A 13,828-nucleotide genomic window follows, 5' to 3' on the forward strand; every position below is an offset into this window, starting at 1 on the left:
CCTAACAAACCTTTTGAATTTTATACTACACCCTAAAAAGAGATGTAATATTGCCGTAATTCGCGTTAGAAGATAGAGTATTCTTCTACCAGTATAATGACTGCTTAAATAGAAGAATTGGCTGGTCTTCCTGCCACTTCCTTTTTTTAGGTAATATAAAATGAAATACCTTAATCTTTATTTTAGTCAAACTTCAATTTCTTCTTGATAGGAATACGATTCCTCAAGAAGCTTTTCCCACTTTTCATACAAGCTATTAGCTGACTTATAGTTTTCGTTGACCAATGACAGATCTCCCTATAACTTCTCTTTTAAATGAGAGCACATGCCTTCCCATTCCTCTAAGCATTCGTTATCAACAAGGTTAGAAAACATCGGTTTCGTTCTATAACTCCTCCTATTAATGCACTGCCAAGGTGGGATACGGAGAATTCTTTACGTAAGGGTGCAAGCAAATCGATAAACAAAGATGAAATTAACAACCCTTGTAAACTGCTAAAAAAATAGCCCCTTTCATATAAAGATCAAGCCACCATTGTCTTTCCTGTCTGAAAATGAAAGAAGTAATGAAGTATTAATGAAATTCCAAGGATTCCACCATCAATTATATGATTGGGCACGAGAAACCCGTTTACCCCAATTCCTAATAGCAAGCTGCCAATGATCAAAGCCATTAATTTCTGAAAAATAACAATCACCTTGTCCAGTCTTTTTATTCTATTCATATGTCACCATCTTGAAATTAAGAATAAGTGACAAATGTTATAATCGCTCCTTCACTAACACAGTTAAAGACAATCTAGAGTTTATAAAAATGGTATGCCTAAAAAAACAGTTGAATATTATAGAATGATTTAACATTAAGGAGGTTTTGTCTATTGGCTAAAATTATCATTCTGTATGAACAACCAAAGGATATAGAAGGATTTGAAAAACATTACTTCGATGTTCATGTTCCGCTTGGAAGGAAGATTCCCCATATTAAGAGTGAAACTATACGACGAGTCATTCAGTCACAAAATACCAACTTAAACTTATACTTAATTACTGAACTTGAATTTGAAAACATCGATAAATTACATGAAGCATTGTCTAGCCCTGAGGCACAAGCTGCAGAAGCAGACGGAGAAAGTTTATTCAAATACCTTTTTAAACCTCCAATCATCACAATTGTTGAATAATAGGTATGTCAAGTCACTCCACGGCTGTTCTTTTTCATTTCATCATATTCATATTACTAATAATAGTAATCTCGATTTACAAAGGGGTGAGTTTGATTGGCGGCTTTGTTACCCATTGATGATAACGCTTTAAATGCAGTAGGAAATTGGAATTTAACCAAGGAGCAATTTTTAATAGATTTACGAAATACTTTAATTGATTCAGTGAACGAATGTGAAGCTTATCGCTTTCTGTGCAAGGAACAGGACTTTGATGCAAATCGTGATTTACAAACCATTGACGACCTTACAAAAATCCCCTATATCACTTCTCAAACATTCAAACGGTCTGTTGGACTTTATTCCAAGCTTTTACGTATACCTGTTAAGGAAATTGACCTTTGGACCTTATCCAGCAGCACAAGTGGAGATCCCAGTTTATCAGGCCGAAGATGGAAAGATGTCGGTACTTATCAACGATCATATCTTACCGTTTATCCCCGTTTATTTGGTACAGAGCCGTTAGAACGTTGCCTTATGTTTTGGCCTGATCCAAAAGCTATGCGAGCATCCATAGGCCTAATTGATGGGAAAAAAGCTGCACCATTTGCTTCGTACATTATTGATTCAGAGCGTTTTACAAAAGAACCAACTAAAACACAATATCTTTTAGAATTAAATCAACATTCTAAAAAATTGGAGGTCAATGTTCCTGTTTTGCTTGAAGGTCTAAGGGAAGCAGATAAAGATAAAGGAAGAACATTATTGATTGGCTCAACCCCTTTACTCTACTTAACTATTGTAGATCATTATAAGCGAACCGGTGAGACTTTCCACCTCGGACCCAATACTTTCATCCTTGCAGGAGCAGGTGGATGGGATGGAAAAAAGGGGCAGGTAAATATCGGAAGAACAATATCAAAGGAGGCTTTTGTTTCAGATTTGATGCAAATTCTAGGTATTCTACCGAAACACATTATTGATCGATTTGGTTTTTCCGAATCCTCCGCAACGTTTGCTGGCCATTATAATTCTAACTTAAGAGATTTTATATATGAAATTCCTCCTTGGGCACATATTCTTGTTAGGGATCCATTTACACTAAAACCAATTTCAGAGTTTGGTAAAGAGGGGCTCCTTGAAGTCATAACTCCCTATGGGATGAGCACCCATACTGGAACAGCTATTTTAGTCGATGATTTAGTCAGTCTTGTTGACCCATCAATTTATGGGAGTAAACGAACTACTATCCGTATTCATGGCCGTGTTCCTCATTCTCATAAAGCTGGATGTGGGGTGATGTTTGAATGACAGTTAATAATTTATTTGAACCTACTCGATGTATTGGTTCTATAGAAGCAAGAGCTGAAGCGGAAAAGCTTAGAAATGGAATATCGACGGCAAGGAGCCGCCCTGTTTCATATTATATAGACCTGCTTGATGCGGTTGGGAAACTTTGGTCAGATCCCACTTTTCGCGCCTCAGTTCTACCTTTTCTAGCAACCGCTACAGGCCATTCACCCGAGCTCGTTGAATTAGAACTTGATACGGTCTGCAAATTCCTAAAGCAGGAGTACCTTTTTGCCATGGTGGATAGAGAGCTTGAAGATGGAAACATCCTCGACAATTGGATAAAGGTTCAAGGGATATTGTTGCGGCGACATCCTCGGGGGTTGATATTGCATAATTTGGCTGGTAATGCCTTAATCGTTGCACCTCTTAGCATTACTTTTGGATTATTGACTAAAAATATTGCACTCATCAAAGTCCCATCTGATCAACCATTATTTTCAACGGCATTTGTCCGTTCTTTACTATCACTTGCACCAGAACTAAATAATGAGATATCTGTTCTACAATGGTCAGGTTCCGATCATGAAGTTTTTCAAACACTATTCCCTGTACTAGACGGAGCAATTCACTGGGGTGGAGAAAAATCTCAGCATGCTATATCTCTTCTGGCTTCAGAGTATGATGTGCCCTTACTCTCACATGGCCCTAAGTTTAGTTTTTCATATATAGATGGGCTGATGCAAAAGGATGTAACGGAGCTTGCAAAAAGAATTTCCATTGATATAGTGTTATGGGAGCAAAAAGCCTGTTCGTCACCAAGGTTTATCCTGGTTCGTTCAGGGGATGATGGCGCAGACGCTCAAGCGTTGGCAGAGTCTCTTGCCATTTCCCTTAGTCAGGCTGATGTCAAATGGCCAGTTTCACGGACTGATATCGGAAAAAGTATACTTGTCGCAGCCCAACGACAGCAATATAGTCTTAAATATGGAATGAGTGGTCAAGGAAAAGTACTGGCTTCAAAAGATCCAAATGGCTGGACTGTGGTGATATCGAATACATTGCCAGACAATGCTGCCATCAATGCTTCAACAGGACGATTTATATTTGTCTGTCCCGTTTCCTCAAGCACAGAAGTACTCAATTATTTGAAGTCATACGACCGTCAACAGAGAAAGCTTCTTCAAGTAATGGCATACGAAGGAAAGGATATGAACTTCTTGGATGCTGCCACATACCTTGGCGTATCACGAATATCACGGATTGGAGAAATGAGCTTTCCAGCACCTGGTGCCTCACACGATGGTGGATATAATCTAAGTGCCTTGACAACCATTCATTCTTGCCCAGAATAAAGTTTATTCTCTACTTCTCTACTCCTAGTTTATAATCCAAATCCTAATGCTTTCTGACTTGAAAATCAAACGTCGAAATTAACCAGAGTTCCCCCTTCTGTTTTTCGTCCATAAAATAACATAATAAAAATAAAGCAGGGGAAAAACGATAATGAGATTATTTATTAATAAAAATGAACATTCTGATATCTATAAAAATGATGAAAAAATTCTGAACCTATTCAAGTGTTTGTTCGGCATAATTCCTAAATAGAGCAAATGAATGAGCAACAAAAAAACAACATGCCCTAGTAAACCAGCGCAGACCTGAGACTCATGTAAATGCGAGGTTTCAAAAAACTGTAGGCGAAATTTCGAAAAAAAAGAAAATCCCAGCCTTTCTTTAAGGCAGGGATTTTCGACTTGTTAAAAGAGTTAATCGTTTTTTTATTAAATGCTTTACTTCAAATCATTATAAATCTTTGATAATAAAACTTTATTGGGATCTTGGCTAAGTTCCCACATCATAGCACCACCCAGGCCATTCGCCTTTATGAAGGAGGTTTTATATCCTATTGATTCTGTATCATCATAACTGATAAATTGAGATCCATTAAACAGCCATGGAACTTTGGAATCCGGTTCCCAGTAACGGATGAACCCATTTTTATTTACATAATTCGCTTCCAGTTCCGCATATCTGATAGCCGAACCACCGCCCATAAATGACTGATATAAACCATTATTCATATTCGTTACCTGGTTGTAGGCTCTGCCGTAGAAAGGAACTCCCATGATGAGTTTATTGGCAGGCACCACATTATTAAGAAAAATCCGGACTGCATCCTGTACACTCCACTCCCAGGAGAAGCCTGTCTCGGGATCACGGTATAATGGAGCATTCATCCCTGTCATGATGTCCCAGGATCCGTGGATATCATACGTCATGAGCTGGATGTAATTCACATACTGGTGAATTAAGTTCAGTTCTGTATTTGCAGCATAGGTGCTGCCCGCTCCAGCTGCAATGGTTAACAAATACTCTTTCCCATCCTTTGCACTCTGAGCATCCATTGTTTCTCTTATTTTTTTTAAAAGAAGAGTAAAATTCTGCTTGTCCTCAGGACGGTTTATATTGTCTGCTTCTCCCCCGCCAACTGGATATTCCCAATCTAAATCAACTCCATCAAATCCATATTTCAAAATGAATTGCAGGCAGCTTTCAGCAAAGATCGTTCTGGATTGTTCCGTCAAGGCTACATCCGAGAACTTTTCGGACCATGTCCAGCCTCCCACAGAAATTAATGTTTTTAAATGAGGATATTGTTGTTTGAGCTTTGTTAATTGATAAAAATTTCCCTTGTAAGGCTGTTCGGTCGTATCTCCTGGAAAGTTTTTTTCAACATCTGCCCACGAGTCCCCTAATGCAATTTTCCCATCTGAAGAAATGTTGGCAAATGCATAGTTTATATGGGTAAGTTTACTTGCATCAATATCGGCTGCCTGAAAATTTGAATAAGTGGACCAGCCGGTAAAATATCCGACTCTTTTATAGGCGGTTGGTTCAGGGGTAACTGTATTTCTTACAATGACCGTTTTGGAAACCTGCGCACTTTGATTGGCAGTATCGTAAACGATTACCTTTAATGTTTGACTGCCATCCGGCACCCATGGGTCGGTGGCCCAATTCATACTATATGGTGCTGCAGTTCGAGTTCCAATTAAATACCCGCCATTATTGCTGTAAAACTCTACCTTGCTTATTCCTTTATCATCACTTGCATCAACAGACAATGTAACCGTTCCACTTATAGTCTGGCCATCACTCGCAATAGGAGAAACCTGAAAGCTGCTTACTTGGGGTGGCTGATCGACTGCCGGTGCGGAAGTGGTAACATTTATCGCATTACTTGGATCAGAAACATTTCCACTTGCATCCCGCGCTTTTATGAAAAAACTATAAGACGTATTGGAACTTAAATTCCCCACTGTATATGAGGTTGAGGAAGTATTTCCGATATAGATATTATTTTTGTAAACATCATAACCTTTAACCCCAATATTATCCGTAGAGCTAGTCCAAGTTAATGAAACAGTCGAAGCAGTAATTCCTGCTGTCTTCAAATTAGTTGGTGCAGTTGGTGCATTTCGATCCCTTTTTGCGGCTTCACTGACAGTGAAATTACTGGTAAGGCTGAGAAACACTAAAAAGAAAACAGTAAAGATTTTAAAGCAGTTTTGTAATCGTGGATTCATGGCAATTCCTGCCTCTCCTATTAAAATAGCAAACTATGTTTACTTAATTTTAATAGGAGGAAAAAGGATAATGTAGTGGCAAATAGTAGCAAATTTTAGTCTATTCCCAAATAAGCTGATAAAAGGGCTACACACTAATAGGAAACTGTTGTTTGTTCAAAACGGAAAAAATCATCCTCTTCCTGATAGAGTAACCAATCCTTATAAAAAGACTCTAATTTATCAAGTTCCTTATCTTTAGAATTTCTCATAGCAATCTACCCAATTAATACTTGGACAGACTTTTTCTAATAGTTTCATCCCGTTTTTTGGATATAACATTTCTGCTTCATATAATTAAGCTGGTTTGTTCATAGTCTACTATTTTTTTCCTATAGATACTTGGTACATCAACATTAATAGTATATGTATCATTTTCAGTATTAACGCCATCGACAGTATAATTGACATCCTTAGAGGAAATTCATACATCATTCTCGTATTTAATTACTTCAATAAATTTCCATATTTATTCAACCAAAACCTTATCATCTCAAAAAAATCCATTCTAAATATATTCAATACTATTGGTTATTTTTCTATTAAAATCATAATTATTGTAGCTAATTGTCGATAAAAATAAAACTATTCAAAATTTTGAAAATAGTTTAAACTAAATTTGAACATGTCATGATAGGTTTCGTTATCGCTATATGTTCACAAAATTATAAAATTATTTTAACAAAAAAAGAGGAGGAGTTTTGTTGAATAAAAAAGTTTTAGCACTTGGTTTGTCATTCGGTTTAGCAGCTAGTACATTGGCAGCAGCATCTACATATGCTGCACCAAAAAATGTTTTATCTAATTACAAGTACAACGAGTCGGTGGATTCTCCTGAATTTGTATCAGGTGAGTTAACAAAACCATCAGCAAAAAGTCCTGAGAGCATTGTACATGCTTATGTGAATGAGAATAAAGATAAATTCAAGTTGGGATCGAAAACATCTGAAGCCTCATTTATCATCCAATCTAGTAAAAAGGACAAATTTGGTTCTACTGCTCTTCGACTTCAGCAAGTATACAATGGTGTTCCTGTTTGGGGATCAACTCAAGCAGCATTAGTAGCGGATGATGGAGTTTTAACCGTTTTTTCTGGTACTGTAGCTCCTAACCTGGAATCCAAAAAAGGACTTAAAGAAGAAAAGAAAGTTAATGCCAATAAATCGATTAAAATTGCGGAAGCAGACCTTGGATATACGCCTGATTATGAAAAAAACCCAACATCTGATCTAGTAGTTTATACAAATGGAGATGAAGCTACGTATGCTTATCTTGTAAACTTAAACTTCTTATCTCCAAAACCTGGAAACTATAACTATTTTATTGAAGCTTCAACAGGAAACATATTAAATAGCTATAATGATCTTGATGAAGCACACGGTCAAACTACATCTGATGAAGGTAAACCTAGTGGTGGTTCAATTACTGGATCAAATGTTTCCGGAACAGGTAAAGGGGTTCTTGGAGATTCCAAGCTGCTAAATATGACGCTTTCGGGGTCAACATATTATCTACAAGATAATACAAGAGGTGGAGGCATATTCACATATGACGCGGCGAATCGTACTCGTCTATCCGGTTCTCTATGGACAAGTATTGATAACCTCCTAAATAGCACATATGATGCGGCAGCTGTCGATGCTCATTATTATGCAGGTAAAACATATGATTATTATAAAAATGTTTTTGATCGTAATTCTTATGATGATAATGGCGCAGTAGTAAAATCTAGTGTTCATTATGGTAGTAATTATAACAACGCGTTTTGGAACGGTCGACAAATGGTCTATGGTGATGGGGATGGATCTAATTTCATTCCATTATCAGGAGGCGTCGACGTAGTTGGGCATGAGCTAACTCACGCAGTAACAGATTCTACTTCAAATTTAATCTATCAAAATCAGTCTGGCGCACTAAATGAAGCAATATCTGATATTTTCGGAACGCTTGTTGAGTTTTATGATAATAACAACCCGGATTATGAAATTGGGGAAGATATTTATACTCCAAGTATTGCGAATGACGCGTTTCGTTCGATGAGCGATCCAGCAAAATATGGTGATCCTGATCATTACTCTAAGCTTTACACTGGAAAAGCTGATAACGGTGGAGTTCATATTAATAGCGGAATTATTAATAAAGCAGCTTACCTTTTAGCAAAAGGTGGAACACATTATGGTGTAACTGTTACAGGCATTGGTAATGATAAGTTAGGTGATATTTATTACCGTGCTAATACAGTATACTTAACTAAATCCTCTACTTTTAGCCAGGCTCGTGCTGCTCTCGCTCAAGCGGCTGCTGACCTTTATGGTGCAACTTCAAATGAAGTTACGTCCGTAAATAAATCGTTTGATGCAGTAGGTGTAAAGTAACTAGTATCATAGAATCGCAATAAGGGAAACCCTTCCCATCTAGTTGTAAAGTAGAGAACTGATTTCAAAGAGGTAGCTTACGCTATCTCTTTTAATTTCAGTTCCCCCTCATCAAACCGTACGTGAAGTTTTCCCTCTTAAAGCTTTCCGATGTTCTTCTTACTTAAGCTAAAAAAAGGATACTCTGCTAGAAGAAATACAGTTGAGTAGTTTGCTAATACAATAGAAATTAGAAGGGAAAGGTTAAAATGATTGTTGATTGCCATTTTCATGTGGATGAAAAATTTTGACACTAGAAAAAATGGTAGAGGGTATGGATAAAAATGATGTAACTAAAACAGTGCTAATTGCCCCTATGAATGAAACAATGTTTGAAATAGAGAGCGCTTTTCAACATCATTTACAACGCTTGTTCCGTTTTCTAATACTTCATGCACCTCAAATTGGACTTAAAATTTATGATGGTCTAGTAAAAGATGGCTATTTGAAACTTTATGGCAATTCATACAAGATTTATCCTAAGCCAAGCAATTGTTTTGTTGCTACTGCAATTGCTAGATTTCCAGACCGGTTTCTAGGCTGGATAGCAGTGAACCCTTTGATTCCCGGATCTATGGAAGAAGTAGAATTCTATCTTAATAACCCAAGTTTTATTGGGGTGAAAGCTCATCCGTTCATGCATCAATATAGTATTAAAGCAATTGATCCTATTGCGGCTTTGTGTGAATCAAAGGCATACCTATGATTATTCATCTATCTTCAGAACCTGATTCTTATCAATATTTACCCGAAAACTACCCCAAACTTAAATTAATTTATGCTCATGCAGGTCTTCCTTTTTGGAAAAAACTATGGAAATACGTTAAGGATCAACCAAATGTATTTGTTGACACATCAAGTGATTATCTAAATCGATCGATTGTAAAGATGGCTGTTGAATCTTTAGGTTATCGTAAGGTTCTTTGGATTGATTCACTTCAAATTCCTGATAACCAAAAGGAATATATTCTGGGGCAAAACTTTTTAGGATTAATTGATTGATAAAATGATTCCTATTTAACAAAGAACCTGATAAATATGTCAAACCTACAAAAAAATTAATTACTATATATCACTCTTTTAAAATATACATCTAAAGTCTTTTACAAGGAAGGAGTGAAGGAATTGGTAAATAAATTAAAAAGTATGTCTTTTTCCTTACTGGGTCCCTTAACTGAATTTCGAAATAATCCTTTGAAGCTAATGGATTCATTAAGGATATTAAATGAAGATAAAGCAATCATAAGATTTGCAAATATAAAAATACATGTTCTGTTTCATCCCGAATTAATTAAAGAAGTTCTGGTTACTAAGCAAAAGTCATTTCAAAAATCTACAATATTTGCTGGTTTAAAAATAATCATTGGCGATGGATTATTAACAAGCGAGAACCCAAAAAATCGAAAACAAAGAAAACTCATTCAGCCATCTTTTACTCGAAGCCATTTACTATCTGTCTTTATTTATTAGCTCAACATCCAGATGAGCAAACGAAAGTCATTAATGAGATTAGTGAAATAGTAGGAGACAGAAGCGTTCAATTTACAGATTTAACTTCATTAAAATATACACAATCGACAATATTGGAGACCTTGAGAATATATCCACCAGCTTGGATTATAGCTCGTGAAGCAGCTGAAGACACTGACCTGATGGGTTATAAAATAAATAAAGGGGAACACATCTTTATTTCTCAATATGTAACACATAGGGATGAAAAGTATTACAAAGATGCACATGTATTTAAACCTAATCGTTTTGAGAATGGTAGACCAATCGATGTTCATGAATATGCGTATTTTCCTTTTGGCGGTGGATCTCGTATTTGCATCGGAAATCATTTTGCCTTAATGGAAGCGACGATGATCCTCGTAACCATCTTGCAGAAATATAAAGTACTACTGCCTTCAGAATCAAAGGAAGTTGAATTAGCTCCATTAATTACTTTACGACCGAAAAATGGGATTAAATTACGGATTCAAAGGAGATTGTAACGTGCTAAGGAATTTCATCCCGCAGATTTATAAGCTGCTAAACTAACGAAGAGCTTCTATTTCAGCTTTTGTGTTAATTCGTAATTATGCTGCTTTCTTTTCAATCGTACCCTCATTAAATTTTGTTTTCACAAAAATGCTTCCTATTTTGTAACCAATTAAACCAGGAATCACCCATCCGAAGTCCATATATTGCAAAGGAACAATTGATAATAATTCTGAAAATGAATCATTTAAAAATGTAGAATTAATGATTTCCAATAAGCTAAATAACCCAACTAGGCCGACTGTCATGACATAAACTGGTCGTTGATTAAAAGGTAATCTATCATGTAAAGACCTAAAATAATTAAGGTAATGGCCATTGGATACACTAAGCCCAATATCGGGACAGATACTTTTAAGATTTGAGATAAACCAAGATTTGCTACAAAACCGCTGATCAAACATACAAGGATTGCCCATTTTATATAAGGTAATTTAGGGAAAACACTTGAAAAATATTGTGCACATGATGTAATTAATCCTATAGAAACACTTAAATAGGCTAAAGTATAAATTAATCCTAAAACAATCGTACCACTCTGTCCAAACAATTGATGTAGTACAGAACTTAATACAATTGCCCCATTATCTACATTACCTGATATCGAAGCTGAAGCTCCTAGGTATACAATAATTAAATAACAAAAAGTTAAAAGTAGACTACATACAATTCCAAATATCGCTAAATACTTAACTTGTAATGTTTGATTGTTTATTTTTTTACTTCTAAAAATATTGGTAAATATAATTCCATAAATTAATGCACCAATTGCATCCATTGTTTGATATCCATCTAAAAATCCTTGTGAGATTGGATTTTCTTTATAAGATAAAGAAGCCTCTTTAAAGCTAGATAAATCAGTAAACAAGGCTTTAATAAAAACAATAATGATTAATATTAATAAAGAAGGTGTTAAAATTTTCCCCAATCTGTCTACTAATTTAGATGGCGATTTTGCGAACCAAAAAACGATACTAAAAAATACAACTGTATAAACCAAAAGTCCGATCGGTGAAGACTCAATTGTATTTGGTAAATAGAGCTTAACTCCCATTTCATAAGCAAGACTGCCTGCACGCGGAATGGCAAGTCCCTGTCCTATTGATATAAAAATTGCCATTGGAAAAAGCAAAGCAAAAGTAGGATTAACCCTATTTACTAAAGTATCGAATGATCCTGATTTAGCAACAGCAATAAAAGCTAATACAGCGAGACCCGCATCTGAAATAATAAATCCAATAACCGCTTGCCATACATTTTCTCCAGCAGCTGCTCCCAAATATGCTGGAAAAATTAAATTTCCTGCACCAAATAACATTGAAAATAACATAAAGCCAATAAACATGATTTCTTTATTAGTTAATTTATTCAATTAATTCACCTCAACCTAAAATTGTTATATTAAAATATTTTTTATTCCATCAAATTTCCATTCAATTTAGGGTTAAATATGAAAAAGTACTAATATATTTCACTAAATTAGAAAGAGTTTCCTTATTAATCAACCTAAAAAAGTGATACGGAAATTTTTATCACCTCTAAAATCATTGTTTCATCTCTGGTATTCAAAAATTTTGTGACTTGAACTTTTGCCTAAAGAGAACAAAAGCACAACTAGCTGAAAAATCACTAGTTGTGCTTTTTGTCCGCAAAACTTCCGACTGACTTCTTTTAGAAATATTCTTATGGCTCAAGAAAATTTACTTAAGAACAGGGAAAATTCCGAAATACTCTTCTAATGTCAAACCACGAGCCTTCATATCTTTTGAAATTCCTGTACCTACATAGCGAATATGCCAAGGTTCATATTTGTAACCAGTAATGTATTCTTTCCCTTTCGGATATCGTATAATATACCCGAAATTAGCACTATTTTTATCTAACCATTTTGCTTCCTTTGTATCTGCAAAACAAGAAGACACTGCACAATATCCATTGCTCCCACTTACGTCTATTGCTAAACCCGTTTGGTGTTCGCTTGTACCAGGAATAGCACTGTATGTTCTCGCCTTTTCATAGCCGTCCCTTTTTACATAATAATTAAATACTGAAGCTTGTGTAGCATAAGAACGATATCCTGATGCACCGCTTAAATAAATTCCTTCCTTTTTAGCAGCTGCAAACATTTTTTCTAATGCAATCGCCGCTTCTTTTCGCATTTTACGTTTGTCTATATACTCTTTAAATATGAAAGAGACTTTAGGAAAAACTAAATCTGTAGGAATATATGTATGGGGCAGATATATTTTTTTGTTCACAAAAACAGCAATTGACTCTGGATATTTCGTAGTAGTTACCACTTTCCCATCTGGCGTTCTTTCCTGTGTCGTATAAGAGGCTTTTGTTATTTGAGCTTGATTAGAATGTGGAACATTGACAAGCGGTGTCAAAGATTCATTTTTCTTGCTTTGCATATTTTTAGATAAATTTGATTCATTCGATTCTCTGCCACAACCAACGACAGCTATCAAAAATAAGAAAACGAACCATACTCTTACATTTTTTTTTACCATGAAACACTACTCCTTCAACAAATAATCAATACGAACAGTCAAAACCATAAATGTGTTTATAAAAATTTAAATTATTAATATTAAGGTTTGTAACTAAATTAAGATCTATACGTATTCAAGAAGAGGTGTATGAAATTTTACGATTTGTTTAATAAGAAATTAATTCCTCTATACGGCATGTATAAAGTAAATAAAGATATGGTTTTCCGTGAGCACACCAATCCTTCCGGCCTGTGGACAAAAGAAAAACCAATCACCGGTTTAACAGGATTGGCTGGTTGCAATAATTTAATTTAAGACACAATGGCTATAGAAAATAATGTATATGGAAATAATTTCTAAAACGGTGCTATTTATTGTACGGTTCCCCGCGGATTATCTAAATAAGATTTCTGTAACAAATTGTTATTTTTTAAGGACATATAGAATTTTGTTGCCTCATCAGCTTCTTTGTCGAACCATAAGTGGGGAATTATCTTTTGCATATAATTTCCTCCTTAGAAATAAAACCCTAATTCTGTTGCAGTTCTTAATCTTTCGCGATTTACTATAGAGAAAATGTTACCTACCATTACTATATATATATTGTTTATATCTAGGCGTTATTGAACTTGGTAAAGCGCTCTGAAAGTGATTCACCAAGTTCATATTTTTTACATTCTTTGATATTATGGATGCAAACCAAAACCTATTGATGCAGTGGCGTTTACCTTACTAAGTTATATTTGAATACTTTTTAACTTCCCCATAGAATCTTTCAAATAAAATATTACATTTCAATT

13 protein-coding genes and 1 pseudogene are annotated in these 13,828 nt (G+C 35.3%); 9 read left to right on the top strand and 5 right to left on the bottom strand.

The genetic code is table 11. From position 1 onward, the window contains the following. Nucleotides 1-524 precede the first annotated feature (524 nt). Nucleotides 525-725 carry a YitT family protein gene (locus tag CHI06_RS19165; RefSeq protein WP_095250219.1) on the bottom strand — a complete coding sequence of 67 codons (201 nt, stop codon included), beginning with the start codon at nucleotides 723-725 and terminating at the stop codon, nucleotides 525-527. Between the two features lie 153 nt (nucleotides 726-878). Here CHI06_RS19165 and CHI06_RS19170 point away from each other — a divergent pair, with 153 nt between their 5' ends. The 3 genes from CHI06_RS19170 to CHI06_RS19180 all read left to right on the top strand — a co-directional run bounded on the left by CHI06_RS19170 (nucleotide 879) and on the right by CHI06_RS19180 (nucleotide 3,805). Further along, entirely contained in the window at nucleotides 879-1,181 is a 303-nt protein-coding gene (locus CHI06_RS19170; protein ID WP_095250220.1) for an EthD family reductase, read from the top strand. A gap of 96 nt (nucleotides 1,182-1,277) precedes the next feature. Further along, nucleotides 1,278-2,471, top strand: a complete 1,194-nt coding sequence (locus CHI06_RS19175; RefSeq protein ID WP_095250221.1) for a LuxE/PaaK family acyltransferase — start codon at nucleotides 1,278-1,280, stop codon at nucleotides 2,469-2,471. Next, nucleotides 2,468-3,805 carry an acyl-CoA reductase gene (locus CHI06_RS19180; protein WP_095250222.1) on the top strand — a complete coding sequence of 446 codons (1,338 nt, stop codon included), beginning with the start codon at nucleotides 2,468-2,470 and terminating at the stop codon, nucleotides 3,803-3,805. Before CHI06_RS19175 ends, CHI06_RS19180 begins: the two co-directional genes overlap by 4 nt. Before the next feature lie 438 nt (nucleotides 3,806-4,243). Here the strand turns inward: CHI06_RS19180 and CHI06_RS19185 are convergent, their stop codons facing one another. Further along, nucleotides 4,244-6,040 (bottom strand): glycosyl hydrolase family 18 protein, encoded by a 1,797-nt coding sequence (locus tag CHI06_RS19185; RefSeq protein ID WP_095250223.1) that lies wholly within the window; start codon nucleotides 6,038-6,040, stop codon nucleotides 4,244-4,246. A gap of 743 nt (nucleotides 6,041-6,783) precedes the next feature. On the opposite strand from CHI06_RS19185, the gene CHI06_RS19190 reads away from it, so the two are divergent. The 5 genes from CHI06_RS19190 to CHI06_RS29925 all read left to right on the top strand — a co-directional run bounded on the left by CHI06_RS19190 (nucleotide 6,784) and on the right by CHI06_RS29925 (nucleotide 10,487). Further along, a complete protein-coding gene (locus tag CHI06_RS19190) occupies nucleotides 6,784-8,454 on the top strand; it encodes a M4 family metallopeptidase (protein ID WP_095250224.1) in 1,671 nt (556 codons plus the stop codon). Nucleotides 8,455-8,740: 286 nt separating this feature from the next. Next, on the top strand, nucleotides 8,741-9,199 hold the full coding sequence (locus CHI06_RS19195) for a hypothetical protein (protein WP_095250225.1): 459 nt from the start codon (nucleotides 8,741-8,743) through the stop codon (nucleotides 9,197-9,199). After that, the gene (locus CHI06_RS19200) at nucleotides 9,196-9,495 is read left to right on the top strand and encodes an amidohydrolase family protein (protein ID WP_095250226.1); all 300 of its coding nucleotides are present in this window, start codon (nucleotides 9,196-9,198) and stop codon (nucleotides 9,493-9,495) included. Before CHI06_RS19195 ends, CHI06_RS19200 begins: the two co-directional genes overlap by 4 nt. A gap of 123 nt (nucleotides 9,496-9,618) precedes the next feature. Further along, nucleotides 9,619-9,963 (top strand): cytochrome P450, encoded by a 345-nt coding sequence (locus tag CHI06_RS29425; RefSeq protein WP_142300984.1) that lies wholly within the window; start codon nucleotides 9,619-9,621, stop codon nucleotides 9,961-9,963. Between the two features lie 29 nt (nucleotides 9,964-9,992). Then, nucleotides 9,993-10,487: a cytochrome P450 gene (locus tag CHI06_RS29925; RefSeq protein WP_257009370.1), complete on the top strand. Its 495-nt coding sequence runs from the start codon at nucleotides 9,993-9,995 to the stop codon at nucleotides 10,485-10,487. A gap of 84 nt (nucleotides 10,488-10,571) precedes the next feature. Here CHI06_RS29925 and brnQ read toward each other — a convergent pair. Continuing rightward, nucleotides 10,572-11,905, bottom strand: a pseudogene (gene brnQ / locus CHI06_RS19210) (branched-chain amino acid transport system II carrier protein). A 328-nt stretch (nucleotides 11,906-12,233) separates the two neighbouring features. Next, nucleotides 12,234-13,046 (bottom strand): M15 family metallopeptidase, encoded by an 813-nt coding sequence (locus CHI06_RS19215; protein WP_095250228.1) that lies wholly within the window; start codon nucleotides 13,044-13,046, stop codon nucleotides 12,234-12,236. A gap of 129 nt (nucleotides 13,047-13,175) precedes the next feature. Between CHI06_RS19215 and CHI06_RS29930 the strand changes: the two genes are divergently transcribed. Further along, a complete protein-coding gene (locus CHI06_RS29930) occupies nucleotides 13,176-13,343 on the top strand; it encodes a hypothetical protein (protein WP_179292695.1) in 168 nt (55 codons plus the stop codon). 56 nt (nucleotides 13,344-13,399) lie between these two features. Here the strand turns inward: CHI06_RS29930 and CHI06_RS19220 are convergent, their stop codons facing one another. After that, a complete protein-coding gene (locus CHI06_RS19220; protein ID WP_095250229.1) occupies nucleotides 13,400-13,531 on the bottom strand; it encodes a VOC family protein in 132 nt (43 codons plus the stop codon). Between the last annotated feature and the right edge of the window lie 297 nt (nucleotides 13,532-13,828).

The sequence above is a fragment of the Bacillus sp. 7884-1 genome (genome assembly GCF_002272245.1).
Classification (GTDB): Bacteria; Bacillota; Bacilli; order Bacillales; family Cytobacillaceae; genus Neobacillus.

Bases quoted from the DNA above. Each gene is read 5' to 3' on its own strand.
- CHI06_RS19165 (WP_095250219.1), bottom strand. From the start codon at position 725: ATGAATAGAATAAAAAGACTGGACAAGGTGATTGTTATTTTTCAGAAA.
- CHI06_RS19180 (WP_095250222.1), top strand. From the start codon at position 2,468: ATGACAGTTAATAATTTATTTGAACCTACTCGATGTATTGGTTCTATA.
- CHI06_RS19185 (WP_095250223.1), bottom strand. From the start codon at position 6,040: ATGAATCCACGATTACAAAACTGCTTTAAAATCTTTACTGTTTTCTTT.
- CHI06_RS19200 (WP_095250226.1), top strand. From the start codon at position 9,196: ATGATTATTCATCTATCTTCAGAACCTGATTCTTATCAATATTTACCC.
- CHI06_RS19215 (WP_095250228.1), bottom strand. From the start codon at position 13,046: ATGGTAAAAAAAAATGTAAGAGTATGGTTCGTTTTCTTATTTTTGATA.
- CHI06_RS29930 (WP_179292695.1), top strand. From the start codon at position 13,176: ATGAAATTTTACGATTTGTTTAATAAGAAATTAATTCCTCTATACGGC.
- CHI06_RS19220 (WP_095250229.1), bottom strand. From the start codon at position 13,531: ATGCAAAAGATAATTCCCCACTTATGGTTCGACAAAGAAGCTGATGAG.